Here is a 21,951-nt window from a genome sequence, read left to right on the forward strand (position 1 = left end):
AATTATTTTAAGCCTTCAATTTTTAACTTCTGGGCAAGTTCATTTAAATCGTTTACTACAACATCAATTAGAGGGATTCCGTTTACCTTTCTTTCCTCCTCAAACTCATGTTCAGGCTCACCCGGAATAATTACTTTTTTATCGGCATCTACTGTTTTTGCACTTTTAAAACGATATATCCAATTGTCTAAATGTTCTTTAAAGTCGGCCGCAGGTCGGAAACCGTCTACACGCATTGCACCTAAAAAGTGGCCAAGCCCTTCGCCAACAGGGTTTGCCGACGGTTCTAAAAAGGCGACAAAAGGCGGTACCCAGGGGCCATAATTTGCGCCCGAAAGCACTGCCGATAAAATATCGACTGTTGCACTCAATCCATAACCTTTGTGGCTGCCGTGGTCTTTATCACTCCCTAAAGGTAACAGCGAACCGCCATTTTTTAATTCATTCGGGTCGTTTGAGTTTTCTCCATTTTTATCCTGAACCCAGCCGTCAGGAATACTTTTATTTGCCCGCTGGGCAATTTCCAGTTTACCATTTGCGGCGGCAGCTGTAGCCATATCTACAACTACAGCAGGATTTTTTCCAGCCGGAAAAGCATAACACATTGGGTTTGTACCCAACAACCTTTCGTTGGCGTAAGTTGGCGCAACCAGCGGACTGGCATTAGTCATGCTGATGCCTATCATATCTTTCTCTACAGCCATTAAAGCATGGTAACCGGCAATGCCAAAGTGGTTTGAGTTTTTAACTGAAACCCAGCCAGTACCATATTTTTCAGCCTTCTCGATTGCTACTTTCATTGCAAAAGGTGCCACAACCAAGCCTAAACCGGCATCACCATCAACGGTAGCGGTTGTTGGCGTTTCATGTACAATTCTGATATCAGGCGTTGCATTAATTCTATTTTTCTCCCATAACCTTACATAACCACTTAAGCGAGCAACGCCATGAGAATCAATTCCACGTAAATCTGAGCGCACCAAAACATCGGTTGCCAACTCGGCATGTTCATCAGAACAACCCATTTTTTTGAAAACACCGTAGGTAAAAGCCCTAAGGTTGGTTTCGGTAAAGGTTATAAAGTTCATTCTTATTTGTTGATTAAGGAACACAGCATAAATTACAACGCTTAGCTTTTTAATATAACGCCTTTATGTTATTGGCTAAAGTTGAATATTACAGCTGTTATATTTCTTTATGGTAAAAGTAGCGTAAAATCGCCACCCAATGGTTCGAAATTTTCTATACAGGATGACAGAAAATCTTCACCATAATTTACATACATAGGTGCAATGTTTAAAATCCTCTCTTGAAGCGTTCCGTTTGGAAAAAGCCTTTTCTTTACATTTTCAATCTGCATCAAAGCAGTTTCATGTTTACGCTTTTCTGCCCTGAATAATTTCTTTTCAAGATTAGCTAAAAGGTGATTTGTTTTTTGCTTCGCTGTATCTGTTGAAACCGAAAGCGTTTTGTCAATTTTGTAAGCATTAAGCTTTATTTGGTCAAAAGTGCTGTTTATAGCCCTCGTTTCATCCGCCAGGGCGAGTTGAGCAGTAGAGTTGCGTCTAACCCAGATGTTTTTTAAGTCTTCAACAGGCAAGAAAATGTCTTCCAGTGCAAAACCTAAATTATACAGGTTTTCGGCACTCCGTTTATCGATAAGTAACGCCGAATTTCTGAGCAGTAATACCGGAAAATCAACCTTATAGAAATCGAAATTAGCCTTCAATTGCATCCAGTAAGCAACTTCAGCCCCACCACCAATGTAGGCGATGTTTGGCAAAATAACTTCCTGGTACATCGGGCGCATTACCACATTCGGACTAAATCTTTCCGGATGGTTACTGATTTCAGCTTTTAACTCCTCTTCAGAAAAACTGATTTCAGTATGATTCACCTTATATTGCCCATTTTCAAAAATCAGTCGCTCGCGAAGTTCGTCTTTAAGGTAAAAGAAATTTATATCCCGACCGTTAACCTGGCTTTTATAACCTAATGATTCGAGCTCTGCGGAGCTTTCGCTAATGTTTTTTGAACTGTTATGCTGAGTAATATCGGCGGTAACAAAACCCGAAAACAGTTTTTTTAGCGAAGGCTCATCTGCGTTAACAATAACGAGGCCGTATTTTTCGAAGAGGTTATTAACTAAATATCTGGTGGCGTCTGAAAGGTTATCGTGTTGTAAATAAGCTTGTTGAACGAGTTTTGCAATCCTTTTTCCATTTTTAGAAATGCCAAGGTAACCCTGATAAGCCAACACGGCTGCGGCAACCGTTTTTGTGCTTAATCTGCCGGTAGCACCATTGGTATTTTGTATCCAGCTAATATTTTTTTCATCAACACTTACATGGTTAATCTCGTCGAAATCATGGTCTTCTGTTGCCATCCAATAAACAGGAACAAAATTTTTATCCGGGTGTGCTATTTTCAGTTCGATGGCCAAATTTATGGCCGTTACAATTTTATAAATGAAATACAGCGGGCCGGTAAAAAGGTTTAGTTGGTGGCCGGTAGTTACTGTAAAAGTATTATCTGATGCGAGAAGCTCAATATTTTTTGTTACAGATTTGTTGGCTGCAATATGCCTGTATTGATGTTTTAGTACATCAGCCAAAACATTTCTATCGCCCAGAAACTTTCGTTTTTCAATCGCTTCAGCCAGGCCTTCCATGTCGGGCCGGTAACTGTAAAAAGCTTTGAGCGCCTCTTCGTTGTTAATATAATCTAAAACTAACTTCGAAAAGGAACCGGTTTCCTGGTAGGAAATGTATTTTGCCTGCATAATTAGCGAAAGTAATGCAATTTAAGAATAATCATAAAGCTGAATAACTATTTTACAATTTTTAAATAATTACAAATTGCTTTCTATGGCCCCAACTTCTTCGCGATATAAGCTAATAGGTCCATCTAAGAGCACGGCTATAACTGTGAGGTTTTTGTCGAGCTTATCTTTCGGAATTGGGATGTACACGATTCCAGGAATTTTGCTCCAGTATAACTTATTATAAATTTCATGCGGAAGCATAGTTCCTTCACCTACTACCCTGATTCTGCTGATATTATTTTTCAACCCTTTAATCGCAATCGGTCCGGTAGGTTCGCCTTCAACAAACAAATACAAAGTTTGCTTATCTACAGATAAGGCCGTTCTTCCCTGATAATGCCCTTCAGGGATGCCGGCAGTGGTTTTATATAAAGCCTCAGCATTTTTAATTATCCAGTCGTTTACCTCGGCACTAAAATTTTTAACGCCTGATTTGAAATTTAATCCATCAGCAGCAAGGTTAGTACCTTGAAAAATGTTTATACCGATATTTAAATCGATGCTGAGTCTAGTTAAATTGACTGATTTCCCGGCATCAGCAAGTAGATTATTTATCGATACCGGTTTTTGTTTTGCTGCTGAAAGCTCGATTGGTTCATTTAGTGACACTTTCAGAACCGTGACATCGCTATCAAAACCATCCTCTTTTAAGCTAAAGGTGTAATCAGTTTCATTCAACTTTGTCACATTTACCGGCGCATTATTTCCAACCAGTTCCACATTTGTTATTTTAGATTTCAAGCCGCTAAGCAAAACGCCGTTTTTGCCTTTATAATCGAGATAGAGGTAGAGAACCTGCTTGTTTTTCGACAGAGTGCTTTTACCCGCGAAATGGCCAGCCGGAATTCCAGCCTGTGTTTCGTAAATGGCTTCTGCATGTTTGTTGGTCCACCTGCCCAGGTCTTTCAAAATTTTTACCTGTTCGGGCGCAATAGTGCCGTCAGCTTTCGGTCCAATATCTAACAACAAATTTCCACCCATGCTTATACAGTCTACAAGCGTGCGGATTATCATGTTAGAAGTTTTATAATGATTGTCGTATGGCTGATAACCCCACGAATCATTCATCGTATAACATAATTCCCAGAATCTGGCTTGTGGTTTAACCACGGGCACACCTTGTTCCGGCGTTGCATAATCGCCATGACTGTCTAACCGGGAATTTATGATCACATTAGGATTATCCGCTGTTAACAGGTTTCTTACTTTATCGGTTTGCCATTCTGCCGGGCTGTGTTCCCAATCGCCATCAAACCAGAGCAAATCTGGATGATACAAATTAGAAATTTCCCTAAGCTGCGCCTGGTAATAGTTTAAAAATTTGTTCCATCGGTTTGGCTCTTTTTTAATGTCGTACCGACTTCGTTCGCGGGTAAAAATATTGTAATCCTGATAACTCCAATCGGGTAACGAAAAATATAAGCCAGTTTTTAAGCCGGTTCTTTTCAGGCTGCTTACAAATGGTGTAATCAAGTCTTTTTTTGCCGCACTATTCCCGAGTGTGGTGGTTGCATTGGGTGCTTTTGTATCCCATAGGGAAACGCCATCATGATGCTTTGTGGTAATAACAGCGTATTTGGCACCGCTTTCTTTAATCAAATCAGCCCATTCCTGCGGATTATATTTCGAAGCGTCGAAACCTTCAAGCTGCTTCATGTAAGCATCGTGATTGATGTAGTTATTATAAAAAGCCCATGATTCGGAAATACCGTTTACAGAATAAATGCCCCAATGGATGAAAATTCCAAGCTTCGCATCAGCAAACCATTGCATTTTTTGATCACGTGAATTTTGTTGTGCAGAAAGACGATTTCCCATTAGGAAAGGCATCATTAGAATCGCAAGCTTTAAATAACGCATAAGATGGTAGATATAATTGTTAAATATAATATTCACATTCTGTTAATAATGAATTTTTTCATATTCTGTCGGTTATGAGATAGGGCACAACCGCTAGGTTTCAATTAAAATGTGGATGGTTTTCAAAGCAGGAGGCATTCCAAATTGATGGCGTGGAATTAAGTTTCGGGGGATATCTTTCATAAATAAAAAAAGCCGCTCTGAATAAACAGAACGGCTCCTAAAATATTTGGTTTTAGTGATTTACCACTTTTTACGACGTTCGCCGCTACCACCCTCACGATTTCCACCTTCTTTGCGACCACTTCCGCCTTCACGGCTTCCGCCTTTTTCATCACGGCTACGACCAGAGAAATCTCTGAATCCACCGCCGCTGTTTCCGCCTTCACGTCTGCCGCTACCACCAGAGCTTCTTCTCTCGCCACTTCCGCTTCCGCCACGGTAACCACCGCCACCGCCGCTTCTGCGTTCGCCGCCGAAACCACCGCTACGTCTTTCACCGCCACCGCGTCTTTCGCCTGCACCTTCTCCGCGACCGCCATCTCCGCTTTTTTCAATGCGAACCTGACGACCATTAAATTCAACAGCTTTAAAGCCTTCAAATACTTTGTCAGCAACAGCATCTTCAACTTCAAAGAAGGAGAAAACACCTTTTAAATCTATTTTACCAACGCTTTTGCCAGCAATTTTACCATTATTACAGATAAAAGATAACATATCGCCACGGGTAAATTCATCTACCGAACCTAAGTTGATAAATAAACGGGTGTAACCATCGCTACCACGTCCACGTCTTTCACCACGCTCACCTCTTTCGCCACGGTCATCGCCAACTGCTGCATTTAAATCTGGTGCTTTAGAATAGTAATCCAAAAAGCGGTTAAACTCTAATGAAGCAAAACGTTTAATTACATCTTCTTTAGATAAATCTTTAAATTCATCCATAATACGAGGAATGTACTGGTCAATTTGCTCCACATTAACTTCTACATTATGTACTTTGTGTACTAACGAGAATAATTGTTTTTCGCAAACATCAAATCCTGTAGGTAATTCAGCTTTAGTAAACTGTTTGCCAATAATACGTTCCAGCTGACGGATTTTACCTACCTCTTTTGAGTTGATAATACAGATGGAAATACCAGTTTTACCAGCACGGCCGGTACGGCCAGAGCGGTGGGTATAACTTTCAATCTCATCAGGTAGAGAGTAATTAATTACGTGTGTTACATTGTTTACATCTATACCACGTGCAGCAACATCGGTAGCAATTAGCAACTGCATGTTACGCTCACGGAAACGTTGCATCACTTTATCACGTTGTTGTTGCGATAAATCGCCGTGTAAAGCATCAGCATTATAGCCATCCTTTATTAAATGCTCGGCAACATCTTGTGTATCCAGTTTGGTTTTACAAAATACTACTGCAAAAATTTCAGGGTTAAAATCTACAATACGTTTCAAGGCAGCGTATTTATCACGGGCACGAACAATATAATATTCGTGTTCAATGTTTACGTTACCTGTATTTTTTGTGCCCATAGTTAATTCTACAGGGTTATCCATATAGTTTTTTGCTATACGGCGAACTTCTGCAGGCATTGTTGCCGAGAATAACCAGGTTTTTTTGTCATCAGGAGTGGTTGATAAAATGTCGTTAATGTCATCCTGGAAACCCATGTTTAACATTTCGTCGGCTTCATCAAGCACAACATATTTAACATTTGAAAAATCGATGGCTTTACGGCCAATGATATCCAACATACGGCCGGGCGTGGCCACTACGATTTGAACGCCTTGGCGTATTTCGCGTAGTTGTTGCATAATGTTTGCGCCACCGTAAACGGCAACAACATGTGCATTAGCAACGTTTTTAGAAAAGTTTTTAAGGTCGTTAGCGATTTGTAAACATAACTCACGCGTTGGGCATAAAATTAATGCCTGCGGTTTTGTTACTTTAAAATCGATTAGTTCTAACAGCGGCAAACCAAATGCGGCTGTTTTTCCTGTTCCTGTTTGGGCCAAACCAACAAAATCATTAGTGCCTTCTAACAGTACAGGAATACTTTGCTCCTGAATAGGCGTTGGAGTTTCAAATCCAAGGTCCTTTACGGCATTAACGACGTCATCACTTATCCCCAATAATTGAAATGGGTTTGTCATTCGTCTTTTATTTATTTAAGCCGCAAAGGTACGGTTAATAATTCGTATTTTCTTGCTCGTTAAATAAATACTTTTTTAAGCTAAATATTTGAAAATAAGGAAGAAAGGAATGATGGAAAAGGCAAGAAGGCTAACTAATGATGGCTGAGATGCAGATTAGCAGTCACAATGTTAAGAGATATTTATTAAATTTTTGAAAATCAAAGCCTCTTGATATCGGTTAAAGCAGCCCCGCTTTACGCTGCAATCTTTTACCCCTTAATTCACACAAGCTCTTGAGGGGTAAAAGTATTTTCGCTACAATCGGGTTTAAAGGGCAAAAACAGAATACATCTTAACGCAACCTTTCAGCAGAGCGTATCAATCTTTCGTCTTTATTAATCCCAAAAATTGCCAAAACGCAAAACAAAATCGCCAATGCGGGCATGTAGGCACCAACTTCGAAAATTGCACCATCAACGCCACCAGGAAGTTGTTTGGCATAAACGCTGCACCAGAAAGCGAAACCTGCAATTGCTGCAATTGTGAAAATCACTAATCTCTTTTGCAAACTTCTTTTTCTGAAATTGAAAATGTTTGCAAAACACATTACGGCAACGGCAATATTTGTAATTAAAAGTGGAAGAAATGTATGCGTTTCTAAAGTTTTACCGCCTTTGGTAGCAAATGTTTGGTGCAGACCATTTGTAAAAATTTCCGATTCAGAACTATTTGTTTCTTTTGCCGCAATGGGTAAAAACAGCATCAAAACTAAAGCAATTGTTGCCAATAAAAGCCAGATAGATTGTACTCTTTGTATCATGTTAATTTAATAAATTGTACAAATATATATTTAATTCCATTTTGCAAGCTTATCTAATAAAAGGAAAAAGTATTTTTGCATCGCTTTGACTAAAAAAAGGTATTTCATACAAATTGCTTATGATGGCAGCTTATATCACGGCTGGCAAACTCAACCGAATGCCGTAACCGTTCAGGAGCTGCTCGACAAAGCCATGTCGGTTTTTTTTAGGCAACCAGTTGAAACTTTGGGCTGTGGAAGAACAGATTCAGGGGTGCATGCTACTGAGTTTTTTGCACACTTCGATGTCGAAAACTGCGCTGAAGAAAAAGTTTTGGTTGCCGTAGCCGGTATAAATGCAATGCTTCCTTATCAAATTGCGGTTAAACGAATTTTGCCGGTGCATAATGATGCACATGCCAGGTTTGATGCGACAGCAAGAGCCTACAAATATTACCTTCATTTTGATAAGGATCCTTTTAAAATAAACCGTTCCTGGCTAATGAAAGACAGGTTGGATATCGGTTTAATGAATAAGGCGGCAGAAGAATTGTTAAATTATACTGATTTTTCTTGCTTTAGTAAATCGAATACGCAAACTTTTACCAATAATTGTAAAATTATGCAAGCAGGTTTCGAAACGCAAAATGAAGGACTCGTTTTCACGATCGAGGCCGACCGCTTTCTTCGAAACATGGTTCGGGCCATTGTGGGTACTTTGGTGCGTGTAGGAAAAGGAGAAATTGGAATAGAAGATTTTAAAAATATAATAGACAGTAAAAACAGGAGCAATGCAGGGCAATCTGTACCGGCTTGCGGCTTGTATTTGGTTAGCGTTAAGTACCCATATATAAATGTAAGTATTAAAGCGTGATTGCTTTTTGGATGAAGGTGAGGAGCCATTCACCGATTCAAAAACAAACATTCTAAAATTAAAATCATGGCAGTAACAGGCGAAGTATATAATACAGGATTGCTGAAACGTATTTTTCAATACGTAAAGCCTTACCGTGCTGTGTTTGTTTGGTCGGTTGTTCTAACAATTCTATTGGCTGCAATTTCTCCGGTACGGCCTTTTTTAATAAAATATACGCTGGATAATTACATTCTCACCGGCAAATACTCCGGACTGGTGAATATGACAATTTTAATGGTTGTGATGTTGCTATTGCAAACGCTGATTCAGTACAACCATACCTTGTTAACCAATACTTTAGGTCAGTCGGTTATTCGCGATTTAAGAATCAATGTCTTCAATCACATTACAAAATTAAAGCTAAAGTTTTTTGATAAAACGCCTATTGGTCAATTGATTACACGAACCGTTTCCGACCTGGAAACCATTGCCGATATCTTTTCAGAAGGCTTAATATCCATGATTGGCGATACCCTGCAGGTTATTGTGATAATTGGCGTTATGCTTTATACCGATTGGGAACTGAGTTTAGTAGTGCTTTTGCCTGTTCCGCTATTAATTATGGCTACACGCAAATTTCAGAAAGCCATCAAGGTAGCATTTCAGGAAATTCGTAACGAGGTATCTAACCTGAATACCTTTTTGCAGGAACACATTACAGGCGTTTCAATTGTGCAGTATTTTGCCCGCGAACGTCAGGAGTACAAAAAGTTTTATGCTATTAATAAGCGGTATCGCGATGCGAATATCCGTTCTAACTGGTACTATTCTATTTTTTTTCCGGTAGTTGAGTTAATCTCTGCCATGTCTTTAGGTTTGCTCATTTGGTTCGGGGCAAAGAGCATCCTTTCTAATCCGATAGATGTAACACCGGGTACCATCACCCAGTTCATTATGTATTTGGGGATGGTTTACACACCTATCCGCCAGCTGGCAGATAAATTTAACACCTTGCAAATGGGCATGGTTGGTGCAGAGCGGGTATTTAAAATTTTAGATACCGATGAGCGAACGCCTGATGCCGGTACAGCTGCTCCGCTAAAATTACAAGGCGATATCAAATTTAAAAATGTCTGGTTTGCTTATAACGATGAAAATTATGTGCTTAAAGATTTAACTTTCGAAGTAAAGGCCGGTGAAACTGTTGCTTTAGTTGGGGCAACCGGTGCCGGAAAATCATCAACAATAAATATTTTAAACAGGTTTTACGAAGTTGAAAAGGGCGAAATTACCGTCGATGGCATCGATATCCACGATTTTAAGCTCGATTACCTTCGAAGCCATATTGCAACAGTGCTCCAGGATGTTTTTCTTTTTTCGGATACAATTTTGAATAACATCACTTTAAATAACGCTCAGATTAAAATTGAAGAGGTTGTAAACGCAGCGAAAAAAGTGGGTGCCCACGATTTTATTGAACGTTTACCGGGCGGCTACCAATATAACGTGATGGAGAGGGGTTCTACGCTCTCGGCTGGGCAGGCACAGCTCATCTCGTTTATCAGGGCTTTGGTTCACAATCCCGCAATTTTAGTTTTGGATGAAGCAACTTCATCGGTTGATACGGAAACCGAACTGCTCATTCAAAAGGCTATCGATAACCTGATGGATGGTCGAACTTCTATTGTAATTGCCCACCGCCTATCTACAATTCAAAAAGCTGACCAGATTATCGTGCTTGATAAGGGTGAAATAAAGGAAAAGGGTACGCATCAGCAATTGCTAAAACTGAACGGCTATTACAAAAAGTTGTACGATTTGCAGTTTTCTTCTGAAGGTATTGCCAAAGCCTAATCTAATATTTCGATTAATTTCTTAATTTAACATCTTTTAAAATCCGATAGAAGATGAAGTCTTTAAAAATTTTTGCAACGCTAATTTTTTCCCTTTTAGTTCTAAATATTTCTGCCCAGCAGAAAAAGTATGTTATGGTTATTCATGGTGGTGCCGGAACTATTTTGAAAAAAAATATGACGCCTGAAAAGGAAGCAGCTTACATAGCGGTTTTAACCCAGGCTTTGAAAACCGGTTATGCTCAGATTCAGGCTGGAAAAAGCAGTTTGGATGCTGTAGAGGCAACAATCCATGTAATGGAAAACGACCCTCATTTTAATGCAGGGAAGGGAGCAGTTTTTACGCATGATGGCCGAAATGAACTTGATGCCGCAATAATGGACGGGAAAACATTGATGGCGGGTGCCGTAGCTGGTGTTACGACAGTTAAGAACCCAATTTCAGCTGCACGTGCAGTTATGGAAAAATCTGAACATGTAATGATGGTTGGCTCGGGTGCTGACCAGTTTGCTAAAGATGCGGGTCTGGAAATTGTTGATCCGAAATATTTTTGGACAAAAGAGCGTTGGGATGGCTTGCAACAAGCAATTAAGGAAGATTCTACCAAGGCAGTTTTAGATCATGGCAGCAAAAAAACAGAGCTTCTTGGAAGTAAAAATCACGATTATAAATTCGGTACCGTTGGTTGCGTCGCTTTGGATAAAGCCGGCAATTTGGCAGCTGGAACTTCAACAGGTGGCATGACCAATAAAAAATACGGACGTGTTGGAGATGCTCCGATTATTGGTGCCGGTACTTATTGCAACAACGAAACAGCCGGGGTCTCTTGTACCGGCTGGGGAGAATATTATATCCGGAACGTGGTTGCAAAAACCATTTCCGATTTGATGGAGTACAAAGGTTTGAGTGTTGCAGAGGCATCAAAAATTGTATTGGATAAAGTTGGGAAAATGGGTGGCGATGGCGGCTTAATTGCCTTAGATAAGAAAGGAAACATAACGATGCCATTTAATACTGAAGGGATGTACAGAGGCGCTATCACCGCGGATGGAAAAATAGAGGTTAACATCTACAAGTAATGAGAATACTTCTGGTATCACTTTTTTTATGCATTAGTGTCCTTACGATTAAAGCTCAAAGTAAGGGCAATTTGTTCATAATTGGGGGCGGCAACCGCTCAGATGCTTTAATGGAGGAAATGCTGAAAACGGCAGGTCTAAATCAAAGTGATTATATTATTGTATTGCCAATGGCCAGCACAATTCCCGATTCGGGTTTCAAAAGCATAGCCGCTCAACTCAAGAAAATAGGTAGCTATCAGGTCCGAAATTTCAATTTCAGCAAGCACAATGTAAATGATAAAAAATGGATTGACTCACTGTCATCTGCAAAACTTATTTACATTTTGGGTGGTGATCAAAGCCGTTTCATGCAATCTGTTTTAAATACGCCAGTTTACAATGCAATTCACCAGGCCTACAAAAGCGGTTCCACAATTGCCGGTACCAGCGCTGGTCCGGCGGTGATGAGTAGGTTTATGATTACCGGAAAGCAACTTTTAGATACCGTTTATAAAGAAACCTTTAATAAGCTTTGGGATAAAAATATTGAGTTTGAACAGGGATTGGGCTTACTTCAAAACACCATAATTGATCAGCATTTTCTAAAACGAAACCGATACAACAGACTAATTTCAGCACTGGCAGCGCATCCTGATTTGGTATGCGTGGGGATTGATGAAAGTACAGCCATCATCGTTCATGAAGGTAAAGCAGCTGTTGTGGGCGAAAGTCAGGTAATACGAATGGCAAGACCTCAAAATTTAGAAGTATCGGATAAACATTTAATTAAATTTAGCCATGCTGATTTCGGGATTTTTACCGCTGGCGACGTTATCGACATATTACCATAATCCATTTTAGACGCAACAAATTTTAACTCTTTTACATCGGGTAATGATTTCTATAAAAAAAATAAAGCAGGTATTTTCTAACCTCACATTTCAGGTTATCCTGGCTATAGCCATAGGCATATTTGTGGGTACTTATTTTCCTGGTTTTGCGCCAACAGCAAAGCTTATTAGTCAGGGCTTTATAAACCTGATAAGCATGTTAATCGCACCAATAATTTTTTTTACTATCGTTTTGGGCATTGCGCACATGGGTGATATGAAAAAAGTTGGTCGAGTTGGCGGGAAAGCGCTTTTGTATTTTGAAATTGTTAGCACGGTTGCAATTGCTATTGGCCTGGTGGTTGCAAATGTGCTTAAACCAGGGGCAGGGATGATTGCCAAAGCTGGCGATACCACAAAGATTGCCGGTTACGCAGAACAGGCGAAGGACATGAATTGGGCAGAGTTTTTTCTGCACATCATTCCGCATAATGTTGTTGCAGCCTTTGCAGAGGGAAACATTTTACAGATTTTGCTTTTTGCAATTTTATTTGGCTATGGTTTAAACAAGCTGGGTGGCGAAGGCACCTCTGTGTTAAACGCTTTCGATAAAATCTCAAAGGTTTTATTCAAAATTATGAAAGTGATTATGCGTTTAGCGCCAATTGGTGCCTTTGGCGGTATGGCTTTCAGCATTGGTACGCATGGTTTACAAAGCATTGTTGGTATGGCAAAGCTGATGGGCTCTGTTTACCTTACCTGCATTTTATTCATTTTTATTGTGCTGAATGGCATTTGCCGGTATTATAATTTCAGCCTATGGCAATACCTTAAGTTTATCCGTCAGGAGATTCTGATTGTACTTGGCACCTCATCATCAGAATCTGCTTTGCCGAGCATGATGCAGAAAATGGAAGCCATAGGTTGCGAAAAATCTGTAGTTGGTTTGGTTATCCCGACCGGTTATTCTTTTAACCTGGATGGAACGGCGATTTACCTTGCGATGGCGGTGATTTTTCTTTGCCAGGTTTTCCATGTAGATTTATCTCTCGGCCAGCAAATTACGGTTTTAGGCGTGCTTATGGTAACCTCTAAAGGGGCGGCTGGCGTAACAGGGAGTGGTTTTATTGTACTGGTTTCCACCCTTACCGCATTAAAGATAATGCCGATAGAACACATTTCAATTTTAATTGGTGTGGATAGATTTATGAGTGAAGCGAGGGCAATTACTAACGTTATCGGTAACGGCGTTGCAACCATAGTTATTGCAAAAAGCGAGAACCAGTTCGACCATGAAAAATACCTGAAAGCGATTCAACCGGCATCAATAGAGAAAGCAGAAGAAGTATAGCTGTTTTGGCGGTAGAATTACTCCCAACTCTTTTCTGTATCTTTGAGGCAGAAATAAGCACACAGCTTGTTTAATTAAATTACAGCACATTGGCTCAGAAAGAAAATGCCCGCTCGGAGAAAAGCGAGCTACACCCACGCAACAAACACCGTTCGCGTTACAATTTTAAACAACTTATCGGAACATCAAAAGAATTGAAACGCTTTGTTTTTAAAAACGAACATGACGATGATTCAATAGATTTCGCTGATCAAAGTGCAGTAAAAGCTTTGAACAAGGCGTTGTTGAAGCACTTTTATAATATTCCGCAATGGGATATTCCGAAAGATTATCTTTGTCCGCCAATACCTGGCCGGGCAGATTACATTCACTACGTGGCCGATCTTTTAGGTTCGAGTAATGATGGAAAACTTCCGAAAGGTAGCAATATAAAAGTGCTTGATGTTGGCGTTGGCGCTAATTGTATTTACCCGATTATTGGTCATCAGGAGTATGGCTGGAACTTTGTTGGCTCTGATATCGATCCGCTTTCAATAGAATCAGCGAAGCGCATTGTTGATGCCAACAAATCTTTACAAGGTGCGGTTGAAATTCGTTTGCAGTCTTCAAAAATGGGGATTTTTAGAGGTATTGTAGGTGCCCGAGAAAAATTTGATGCAGTGGTGTGTAATCCGCCGTTTCACTCATCTTTAAAAGAAGCAGAGCAGGGAACCCGACAAAAATGGCGCAACCTTGGTGGCAACGAAAAAGAAGTAAAACATGTTTTAAACTTCGGTGGAAACAAAGCAGAACTTTGGTGCCCTGGTGGTGAGCGTGCTTTTGTAGAGCAGATGATTATTCAAAGTGCTCAAATTTCCAATCAGTGTTTATGGTTTACGTCGCTGGTGTCTAAAAGTGCAAACTTAAAAAGCATTTACAGTGCGCTAATTAAGGCCAAGGCTTTCGAAGTTACAACAGTTCAAATGAGCCAGGGACAAAAAGTTAGCCGCTTTGTGGCATGGACTTTCCATGATGAAGCTGCTCAGGCCGAGTGGGCTAAAGGCTGGAAAGCGGAACCGAAACCAAAAACGGAAGATAAAGCCGTTTAAAATAAAAAAAATATACCCACAGCCGAACCAATGAAAAATTGGTTCGGCTTTTTTTATGTTGATTTAATTCTATTTCTGCTGTTCGGCATTAGCAATGCCGACCACTTAACAAAGGATTTTTAGTCCTTAAATTGAGCTACTTTTTCTCGTAAACAATCAAGATAGTGAGATCATTATCATCATTCGGCTTAATGCTATGAGAACTTCCGGGCCTTGTTAAAATGGCGTCGCCAGGTTTTACCGCAAGGGTTTTGCCGTTCATTTGCATGGTGCCGTTGCCACTGAGAACGTAATAAATTTCATCTTCTTTCTGGAGGTGATAACCAATGGATGACCCAGGCTTTAAAACCCTTTTTCGGAAAACTGTTTTGAGATTCTTAGCCTCGCCAAAGAAATTGTAACCAATGGTTTCGCCACCCCCGTTATGCGTTCCCGGTTCTATTTTTGCCACTTCGGCATCGTTTTGTAAAATGTATTTTGCCGTATCGGGTGTTTGTGCTTTTAGCCCGGTGCACATAAGCGCCGAGAGAAGCATGATTATAAATGTAATTTGTATTTTCATAACTTTTCCAACCTAAAAATTAAAAATTCTTGGGCCATTATAGGCCTAGCCGCAAAGGTTTTCGCTTCTACCTTTCTGCTTTAACCTTTTTGCTTTGAGCTCCAAGTTCTTCGCTTCAGCCATTCCGCTCTCGGCTCGAGTAAATTTAAGCGTTTTGTATGGTTGTTGCCAAAAGCGAATTACTTTTGTTAAATAAACCTGATTGCAACGAAAATGCTTTTACAAAACCGAAAAGGTTTGCAAAACCTGTTTGGTTGGAAAAGTATTGTAGTGTAAAGCAGGGCTGTAGTCGCCATAAATAAATTACTTACATTTTCCTGAAAAAACGGGCTAAATAATCTATTTTTAGGCTTGACTTTCCAGTCAATAATATTAGCTTTGCACAAAAAAAATTGATACATGAGCGTTTTAGTAAATAAAGATTCTAAGGTTATCGTTCAGGGTTTTACCGGAAACGAAGGAACTTACCATGCTGAGCAGATGCTTGCATACGGTACAAACGTAGTTGGTGGTGTTACGCCTGGCAAAGGTGGGCAATTACATTTAGATAAGCCTGTTTTTAATACTGTTAAAGATGCTGTTGATAAAACAGGAGCAAATGTATCTATCATTTTCGTTCCACCTGCTTTTGCTGCTGATGCGATTATGGAGGCTGCCGAAGGTGGTATTAAAGTGATTGTTTGTATTACTGAAGGTATCCCAACAAAGGATATGATTCAGGTGAAAGAATATATTGCAGACCGCGATGTGACTTTGATTGGTCCGAATTGCCCGGGAATTATTACTGCTGATGAAGCTAAAATTGGTATTATGCCAGGATTTATCTTCAAAAAAGGTAATGTTGGTGTTGTTTCTAAATCCGGAACATTAACATATGAGGCTGTAGACCAAGTTGTTAAAGCTGGTTTGGGCATTACCACTGCTATTGGCATTGGCGGCGACCCAATTATTGGCACGCCAACAGTTGAAGCGGTTAAATTATTAATGAATGACCCGGAAACCCATGGTATCATCATGATTGGTGAAATTGGCGGTGGTATGGAAGCTGAAGCTGCCCGTTGGATTAAAGAACATGGTACAAAACCGGTAGTTGGTTTTATTGCTGGGCAAACTGCGCCTCCAGGACGTAGAATGGGCCATGCTGGTGCTATTGTTGGCGGTGCCGATGATACAGCTGCTGCAAAAATGAAAATCATGCGTGAGTGCGGAATTCGCGTTGTTGAAAGTCCTGCGGAAATTGGTGCTGCAATGGCAGAAGAATTAGCAAAATAAGATTTCAAAACATTTATAAAGAGAAAGCGTTTCGGTTAATCCCGAGACGCTTTTTTTTGGCCTCGCCCCGTCACAGTTGTTGCGCCGGCTAATTTCTGCTGTCCCGCTTCTCAAAGTGATCGATTTGCAGATTGGAAGCATTACCGCATCACAAAACAGCGGTTACCAATCCTTAAGGGCCATTATTTATCATCAGTTTGTAAACACTAAAGCAATCGGCAAGGCCAGCAAACCAAAATGAAATTTGTAGCGTATATTGGAGTATGAAAACGTTGTTAAATAAACTATTTTTGGTCTCAGCTGTTGTCTTAATTACGGGATTATCAGCCTGCGCTCAAAAGCAAGACAGAAAAGAAGTAAAGCAAGCCGAGCAATCAGAAAATATTACACCGAAGAAGAAAATGAACTGGAATCCATTAACACCCGAAGAAGAAAGAGTAATTGTAAATAAAGGCACCGAGTATCCTGGTACCGGCAAATACGAACACACAACAGATAAAGGCACCTATACCTGCAAACGTTGCAATGCTGCATTGTACCGTTCGGAAAGTAAGTTTGATGCACACTGCGGATGGCCGGCTTTTGATGATGAAATTAAAGGTGCTGTAAAAAGAATTCCCGATCCGGATGGTTCGCGTACAGAAATTGTTTGTGCTAACTGTGGCGCACATTTGGGGCACGTATTTTTGGGCGAAGGATTTACCAATAAAGACACCCGTCATTGTGTAAATTCTATCTCAATGAATTTTGTTGCCGATAAAAAATAAGGTGGGTATAGTGAGGTTAGGTAAGGGCGTACAGCGATAAGTTGTACGCCTTTTTTATTAAATTTCTTTGAGCTTTCGGTTGAAGAAATTTGTTGGTTTTCTAACAAAAATTTGGTGTTTACACTATCTGATTTTATGCCCATTGGGCTGCAGTTTTTCCACAAATTATTGATTATAAACTAAATGCTTATATTTGCAGGCTCGGTAATGAAATTTTAGCCTATGAAATATTTTCTGTTATTAAGTTTTTGTTTTTTGTTTTTACAAGGTAAAGCACAAAATTCTGGGTCGTTAAATGAACCAGATAGCGTTAAAAAAACAGTTCTAGCAACTTACTACCACAGAAAATTTGAAGGGCGCCGAACCACAAGCGGCGCAAAATACAGAGCAAAAAAACTTACTGCCGCACATCGTACTTTGCCACTAGGTACGCTAATTACCGTAACCAATCCAGACAATGGCAAATCGGTAATTGTAAAGGTGAACGACCGCGGACCATTCTCTAAAAAGCTTGCTATCGATTTGTCTGAACGTGCTGCTAAACAGATTGGTATCTTTACTAAAGGCGTTGCCAGAGTTAAACTCAGTTATACATTAGAGTAGTATTAGTAATACTGAATTTCGGCCTTAATTTAACCCCCAATTTAAGTTATTAACAATCATTTAGGTTTCCTAAACCCTTAAAAAGAAATGATTAGCTTTTTTTTCGCCTGAAAATGATATTTAGCTGATGCATTTATCCACTAAAATCTTGTTAGTGTTAACAACTTTGATCATCGAAAAAGGGCTGCGGTATATATATTTGTTATAACAAAGTTCTTTAACTTCTTACCCTTTAAAACAGTTACAAAAGCTTAATTTTTAGGAATTTACAAATGCATTTCTCTATTGCGGATGTGAAATTTCCCAAACTAAAAAACAAGTTGTTTGCAAGGCGACGGAGTTAGCACTTTCACTAAAAGAGTTTTGATAAAAGACGTTACAATCATCATATAAAATTGATGGATGCGTGGTTTTGTCGGCTCTGTTTATAATGAGATTAAAAAATATCAGCGTATGGAACAGGAATTACTACTACAAGAAAACAAAGACCGATTTGTGCTTTTACCCATAAAGTACCCTAAAATATGGGACATGTATAAAAAGACCGAGGCTAGTTTTTGGACCGCAGAAGAAATTGATCTTTCTGATGACCAGAAACACTGGGATAACCTGAATGATGGAGAAAGACATTTCATCTCTCACATTCTCGCTTTCTTTTCTGCTAGTGATGGTATTGTTAACGAAAACCTTGCAGTAAACTTCATGAGCGAAGTGCAATTGCCAGAAGCCCGCTGTTTCTATGGTTTCCAGATTATGATGGAGAATATCCACGCAGAAACCTATGCTTTACTTATTGATACTTACATTAAAGACCCTGAAGAAAAAGACCGTTTGTTCCATGCTATTGATACTGTTCCGGCAGTAAAAAGAAAGGCTGAATGGGCATTGCGGTGGATTGAAAACGGAACTTTCGCAGAGCGTTTAGTAGCTTTTGCTGCCGTTGAAGGCATTTTCTTCAGTGGAAGTTTCTGCTCTATTTTCTGGTTAAAGAAACGTGGCCTAATGCCAGGCTTAACTTTCAGTAATGAATTGATTTCAAGAGATGAAGGCTCGCACTGCGAGTTTGCCTGCCTGCTTTACAGTATGTTGAGCAACAAATTGAGTGAGGAAGCCGTTCACGGAATCATCAGCGATGCAGTAGAAATTGAAAAAGAATTTATAACCGATGCCTTGCCAGTTGCCCTAATTGGTATGAATGCAAAGTTAATGAGCCAATACATCGAATTCGTAGCCGATAGATGGTTACAGGAATTGGGCTACAAAAAGATATACAACGCAACAAACCCGTTCGATTTCATGGAAATGATTTCATTACAGGGAAAAACAAATTTCTTCGAGAAACGCGTTGGCGATTATCAAAAAAGCGGAGTGTTAACATCTGCAGATAATAATAAACAAGCGTTCTCTTTGGATGAAGACTTTTAAGAAAAGCTTAAAGCACAAAGGTTAAAGCAGAAAGCTTCCAGTCGCCGTCATGGCGAGGGACGATGTAACCTTAATGCAAAATAAAAATAAACAAATTACATACGCGAGCGCAAGTGTTGATGCTTGATACCCGCTACTAAATATAAAATTCGCCTTGAAAGGGCCTCCTCTTGTGGAGGGTTGGGATGGGCTTAAAAATCTCGTAAACTATGTTCGTACTAAAAAGAGATGGCCGCAAAGAGGCGGTGCAATTCGACAAAATCACGGCTAGGATTCAAAAGCTGTGCTATGGTTTAAATCCAGAACTCGTAGACCCGATCGACGTTGCCAAAAAGGTAATCGAAGGTTTATATGATGGTGTAACTACTTCAGAGTTGGATAATCTTGCCGCAGAAACTGCTGCATCATTAACCACAAAACACCCGGATTATGCTTTGCTCGCATCGCGTATCGCGGTTTCCAACCTGCATAAAAACACAACTAAGTCATTCTCGGGTACAATGAAAATGTTGTACGAATATTTCGACCCAAAAGCACAGAAAGCGGCACCGCTTATCGCTGATGATGTTTATGAGATTATTGAAAAGAATAAGGACATTTTAGACAGTTCTATCATTTACGATCGCGATTTCGGATTCGATTACTTCGGTTTCAAAACTTTAGAAAAGTCTTACCTTTTAAAGGTAAACAACAAAATTGTAGAACGTCCTCAGCATTTGTTTATGCGTGTTTCTGTCGGTATCCATAAAGAAGATATCGAAAGTGCAATCAAAACGTATAACTTAATGAGCGAGCGTTGGTTTACACACGCTACACCAACCTTATTTAATGCTGCTACCCCAAAACCACAAATGTCATCATGTTTCTTGTTAACCATGCAAGATGATAGTATCGAGGGGATTTATGATACGTTGAAACAGACTGCTAAAATCTCACAAAGTGCTGGCGGTATTGGTTTAAGCATCCACAACATACGTGCTACTGGTTCTTACATTGGCGGTACAAACGGTACAAGTAATGGTATCATTCCAATGTTACGTGTATTTAACGATACAGCCCGTTACGTAGATCAAGGTGGAGGTAAGCGTAAAGGCGCATTTGCAATTTATCTAGAGCCTTGGCATGCCGATGTTTTCGAGTTCTTAGATTTACGTAAAAACCACGGTAAAGAAGAAATGCGTGCCCGCGATTTATTTTACGCCCTGTGGATTAACGATTTGTTTATGCAGCGTGTTAAAGATAACGGCGAATGGACCTTGTTCTGTCCGCACGAAGCACCAGGTTTGGCAGATTGTTTCGGTAAAGAATTCGAAGATTTATATACTAAATACGAAGCTGAAGGCCGTGGACGTAAAACAATTAAAGCGCAGGAGCTTTGGTTCGCGATTTTAGATTCGCAGATTGAAACCGGTACGCCTTACATGTTGTTTAAAGATGCAGCGAACAGTAAATCAAACCAACAAAACTTAGGTACAATTAAGAGTTCTAACTTATGTACTGAAATTATAGAATACACTTCTAAAGATGAGGTTGCGGTTTGTAATCTAGCGTCGCTTGCTTTGCCTCGTTTCGTAATTAACGGTGCTTTCGACCACCAAAAATTATACGATGTAACTTATCAGGCTACGTTAAACCTGAATAAAATCATCGACCATAACTATTACCCGGTTCAGGAAGCGGAGAACTCGAACATGCGCCACCGTCCGGTTGGTTTAGGTGTACAGGGTTTGGCTGATGCATTCATCTTGTTGCGTTTACCGTTCGAAAGCGATGAAGCAAAACGCTTAAACAAAGATATTTTCGAAACGATTTATTTCGCTTCGATGACAGCTTCTAACGATTTAGCTGTAAAACATGGTCCTTACCAAACGTTTAAAGGTTCGCCATTATCAAAAGGTCAATTCCAGTTCGACTTATGGAATGTAACGCCAGACAGCGGCCGTTGGGATTGGAGTGCCTTACGCAAAAAAGTAGTTAAAGATGGAGTATACAACTCTTTATTAGTTGCGCCAATGCCAACAGCCTCTACTTCTCAGATTTTGGGTAACAACGAATGTTTCGAGCCATATACTTCAAACATCTATACTCGTCGCGTGTTAAGTGGAGAGTTCGTTGTTGTAAACAAACACTTGCTGAAAGATTTAGTAGCGCTAGGTTTGTGGAACAACGATATGAAAAATCAAATCATATTGGCTAACGGTTCAATCCAGGCTATTCCATCAATTCCTGACTATATTAAAGAACTGTACAAAACTGTTTGGGAAATTAAGATGCGTAACATCATCGATATGGCTGCAGATCGTGGTGCATACATCTGTCAATCGCAATCCCTAAACTTATTTGTAAATGCTCCAAATACGTCGAAATTAACTTCAATGCACTTTTATGCATGGGAGAAAGGCTTGAAAACAGGTATGTATTACCTGCGTACCCAGGCGGCATCGCAGGCAGTTAAGTTTACAGTAGAAAACCAGGGTGGTAAAGCTATCGAGGCGGTTATTCCGGCTGAGATGACGCAAGACCAGGTTGCGGAAGAAATTGTAGACGGGCCAGTTTGCTCAATGGAAGAAGGCTGTATCAGCTGTTCAGGTTAATAAAATCAATCGTTCATCAGCCGTTGGTTCATTACTTTCTAATTCGCCAGCAAACATGAA

The 21,951-nt window shown here is 40.0% G+C and carries 17 protein-coding genes; 11 read left to right on the forward strand and 6 right to left on the reverse strand.

All coding sequences use genetic code 11. From position 1 onward, the window contains the following. Window positions 1-2 precede the first annotated feature (2 nt). The 5 genes from ASG14_RS05865 to ASG14_RS05885 all read right to left on the reverse strand — a co-directional run bounded on the left by ASG14_RS05865 (window position 3) and on the right by ASG14_RS05885 (window position 7,649). Window positions 3-1,088 (reverse strand): Ldh family oxidoreductase, encoded by a 1,086-nt coding sequence (locus tag ASG14_RS05865; RefSeq protein ID WP_056870050.1) that lies wholly within the window; start codon window positions 1,086-1,088, stop codon window positions 3-5. Between the two features lie 107 nt (window positions 1,089-1,195). Then, complete coding sequence (gene bshC, locus ASG14_RS05870; RefSeq protein WP_056870051.1) at window positions 1,196-2,782, reverse strand: bacillithiol biosynthesis cysteine-adding enzyme BshC; 1,587 nt, start codon at window positions 2,780-2,782, stop codon at window positions 1,196-1,198. Between the two features lie 69 nt (window positions 2,783-2,851). After that, entirely contained in the window at window positions 2,852-4,597 is a 1,746-nt protein-coding gene (locus ASG14_RS05875; RefSeq protein WP_235528527.1) for an alpha-L-fucosidase, read from the reverse strand. Between the two features lie 330 nt (window positions 4,598-4,927). Next, window positions 4,928-6,847, reverse strand: a complete 1,920-nt coding sequence (locus ASG14_RS05880) for a DEAD/DEAH box helicase (RefSeq protein ID WP_056870053.1) — start codon at window positions 6,845-6,847, stop codon at window positions 4,928-4,930. Window positions 6,848-7,181: 334 nt separating this feature from the next. Then, a complete protein-coding gene (locus tag ASG14_RS05885) occupies window positions 7,182-7,649 on the reverse strand; it encodes a DUF4293 domain-containing protein (protein ID WP_056870054.1) in 468 nt (155 codons plus the stop codon). An 85-nt stretch (window positions 7,650-7,734) separates the two neighbouring features. Here ASG14_RS05885 and truA point away from each other — a divergent pair, with 85 nt between their 5' ends. From truA to rlmF, 6 genes are all read left to right on the forward strand, one after another. After that, window positions 7,735-8,502 (forward strand): tRNA pseudouridine(38-40) synthase TruA, encoded by a 768-nt coding sequence (gene truA, locus ASG14_RS05890; protein ID WP_056870055.1) that lies wholly within the window; start codon window positions 7,735-7,737, stop codon window positions 8,500-8,502. A 66-nt stretch (window positions 8,503-8,568) separates the two neighbouring features. After that, window positions 8,569-10,338: an ABC transporter ATP-binding protein gene (locus ASG14_RS05895; RefSeq protein WP_056870056.1), complete on the forward strand. Its 1,770-nt coding sequence runs from the start codon at window positions 8,569-8,571 to the stop codon at window positions 10,336-10,338. A gap of 53 nt (window positions 10,339-10,391) precedes the next feature. Further along, a complete protein-coding gene (locus ASG14_RS05900; RefSeq protein WP_082491370.1) occupies window positions 10,392-11,417 on the forward strand; it encodes an isoaspartyl peptidase/L-asparaginase family protein in 1,026 nt (341 codons plus the stop codon). Then, window positions 11,417-12,250 carry a cyanophycinase gene (locus tag ASG14_RS05905; RefSeq protein WP_056870057.1) on the forward strand — a complete coding sequence of 278 codons (834 nt, stop codon included), beginning with the start codon at window positions 11,417-11,419 and terminating at the stop codon, window positions 12,248-12,250. The genes ASG14_RS05900 and ASG14_RS05905 overlap by 1 nt, the downstream gene beginning before the upstream one ends. Before the next feature lie 43 nt (window positions 12,251-12,293). After that, window positions 12,294-13,580 carry a C4-dicarboxylate transporter DctA gene (dctA, locus tag ASG14_RS05910; protein ID WP_056870058.1) on the forward strand — a complete coding sequence of 429 codons (1,287 nt, stop codon included), beginning with the start codon at window positions 12,294-12,296 and terminating at the stop codon, window positions 13,578-13,580. Between the two features lie 89 nt (window positions 13,581-13,669). Then, window positions 13,670-14,668: a 23S rRNA (adenine(1618)-N(6))-methyltransferase RlmF gene (gene rlmF / locus ASG14_RS05915; protein ID WP_056870059.1), complete on the forward strand. Its 999-nt coding sequence runs from the start codon at window positions 13,670-13,672 to the stop codon at window positions 14,666-14,668. Between the two features lie 136 nt (window positions 14,669-14,804). Here rlmF and ASG14_RS05920 read toward each other — a convergent pair whose 3' ends face one another. Next, window positions 14,805-15,230: a cupin domain-containing protein gene (locus tag ASG14_RS05920; protein ID WP_056870060.1), complete on the reverse strand. Its 426-nt coding sequence runs from the start codon at window positions 15,228-15,230 to the stop codon at window positions 14,805-14,807. A gap of 399 nt (window positions 15,231-15,629) precedes the next feature. Between ASG14_RS05920 and sucD the strand changes: the two genes are divergently transcribed. The 5 genes from sucD (at window position 15,630) to ASG14_RS05950 (ending at window position 21,891) form a co-directional block, all read left to right on the forward strand. Then, a complete protein-coding gene (gene sucD, locus ASG14_RS05925; protein ID WP_056870061.1) occupies window positions 15,630-16,502 on the forward strand; it encodes a succinate--CoA ligase subunit alpha in 873 nt (290 codons plus the stop codon). Window positions 16,503-16,765: 263 nt separating this feature from the next. Continuing rightward, window positions 16,766-17,269 (forward strand): methionine-R-sulfoxide reductase, encoded by a 504-nt coding sequence (locus ASG14_RS05930; RefSeq protein ID WP_056870062.1) that lies wholly within the window; start codon window positions 16,766-16,768, stop codon window positions 17,267-17,269. Between the two features lie 222 nt (window positions 17,270-17,491). Next, on the forward strand, window positions 17,492-17,872 hold the full coding sequence (locus ASG14_RS05940; protein ID WP_056870064.1) for a septal ring lytic transglycosylase RlpA family protein: 381 nt from the start codon (window positions 17,492-17,494) through the stop codon (window positions 17,870-17,872). A gap of 402 nt (window positions 17,873-18,274) precedes the next feature. Next, entirely contained in the window at window positions 18,275-19,297 is a 1,023-nt protein-coding gene (locus ASG14_RS05945; protein WP_235528528.1) for a ribonucleoside-diphosphate reductase small subunit, read from the forward strand. A 209-nt stretch (window positions 19,298-19,506) separates the two neighbouring features. After that, the gene (locus tag ASG14_RS05950) at window positions 19,507-21,891 is read left to right on the forward strand and encodes a ribonucleoside-diphosphate reductase subunit alpha (protein WP_056870065.1); all 2,385 of its coding nucleotides are present in this window, start codon (window positions 19,507-19,509) and stop codon (window positions 21,889-21,891) included. The last annotated feature ends 60 nt before the right edge of the window (window positions 21,892-21,951 follow it).

The organism is Pedobacter sp. Leaf194 (assembly GCF_001423945.1).
Classification (GTDB): Bacteria; Bacteroidota; Bacteroidia; order Sphingobacteriales; family Sphingobacteriaceae; genus Pedobacter.

Bases quoted from the DNA above. Each gene is read 5' to 3' on its own strand.
- ASG14_RS05885 (WP_056870054.1), bottom strand. From the start codon at position 7,649: ATGATACAAAGAGTACAATCTATCTGGCTTTTATTGGCAACAATTGCT.
- ASG14_RS05900 (WP_082491370.1), top strand. From the start codon at position 10,392: ATGAAGTCTTTAAAAATTTTTGCAACGCTAATTTTTTCCCTTTTAGTT.
- sucD (WP_056870061.1), top strand. From the start codon at position 15,630: ATGAGCGTTTTAGTAAATAAAGATTCTAAGGTTATCGTTCAGGGTTTT.
- ASG14_RS05895 (WP_056870056.1), top strand. From the start codon at position 8,569: ATGGCAGTAACAGGCGAAGTATATAATACAGGATTGCTGAAACGTATT.
- ASG14_RS05905 (WP_056870057.1), top strand. From the start codon at position 11,417: ATGAGAATACTTCTGGTATCACTTTTTTTATGCATTAGTGTCCTTACG.
- ASG14_RS05880 (WP_056870053.1), bottom strand. From the start codon at position 6,847: ATGACAAACCCATTTCAATTATTGGGGATAAGTGATGACGTCGTTAAT.
- dctA (WP_056870058.1), top strand. From the start codon at position 12,294: ATGATTTCTATAAAAAAAATAAAGCAGGTATTTTCTAACCTCACATTT.
- ASG14_RS05945 (WP_235528528.1), top strand. From the start codon at position 18,275: ATGCGTGGTTTTGTCGGCTCTGTTTATAATGAGATTAAAAAATATCAG.
- ASG14_RS05950 (WP_056870065.1), top strand. From the start codon at position 19,507: ATGTTCGTACTAAAAAGAGATGGCCGCAAAGAGGCGGTGCAATTCGAC.
- ASG14_RS05930 (WP_056870062.1), top strand. From the start codon at position 16,766: ATGAAAACGTTGTTAAATAAACTATTTTTGGTCTCAGCTGTTGTCTTA.
- ASG14_RS05875 (WP_235528527.1), bottom strand. From the start codon at position 4,597: ATGCAATGGTTTGCTGATGCGAAGCTTGGAATTTTCATCCATTGGGGC.
- bshC (WP_056870051.1), bottom strand. From the start codon at position 2,782: ATGCAGGCAAAATACATTTCCTACCAGGAAACCGGTTCCTTTTCGAAG.
- ASG14_RS05865 (WP_056870050.1), bottom strand. From the start codon at position 1,088: ATGAACTTTATAACCTTTACCGAAACCAACCTTAGGGCTTTTACCTAC.
- ASG14_RS05920 (WP_056870060.1), bottom strand. From the start codon at position 15,230: ATGAAAATACAAATTACATTTATAATCATGCTTCTCTCGGCGCTTATG.
- ASG14_RS05940 (WP_056870064.1), top strand. From the start codon at position 17,492: ATGAAATATTTTCTGTTATTAAGTTTTTGTTTTTTGTTTTTACAAGGT.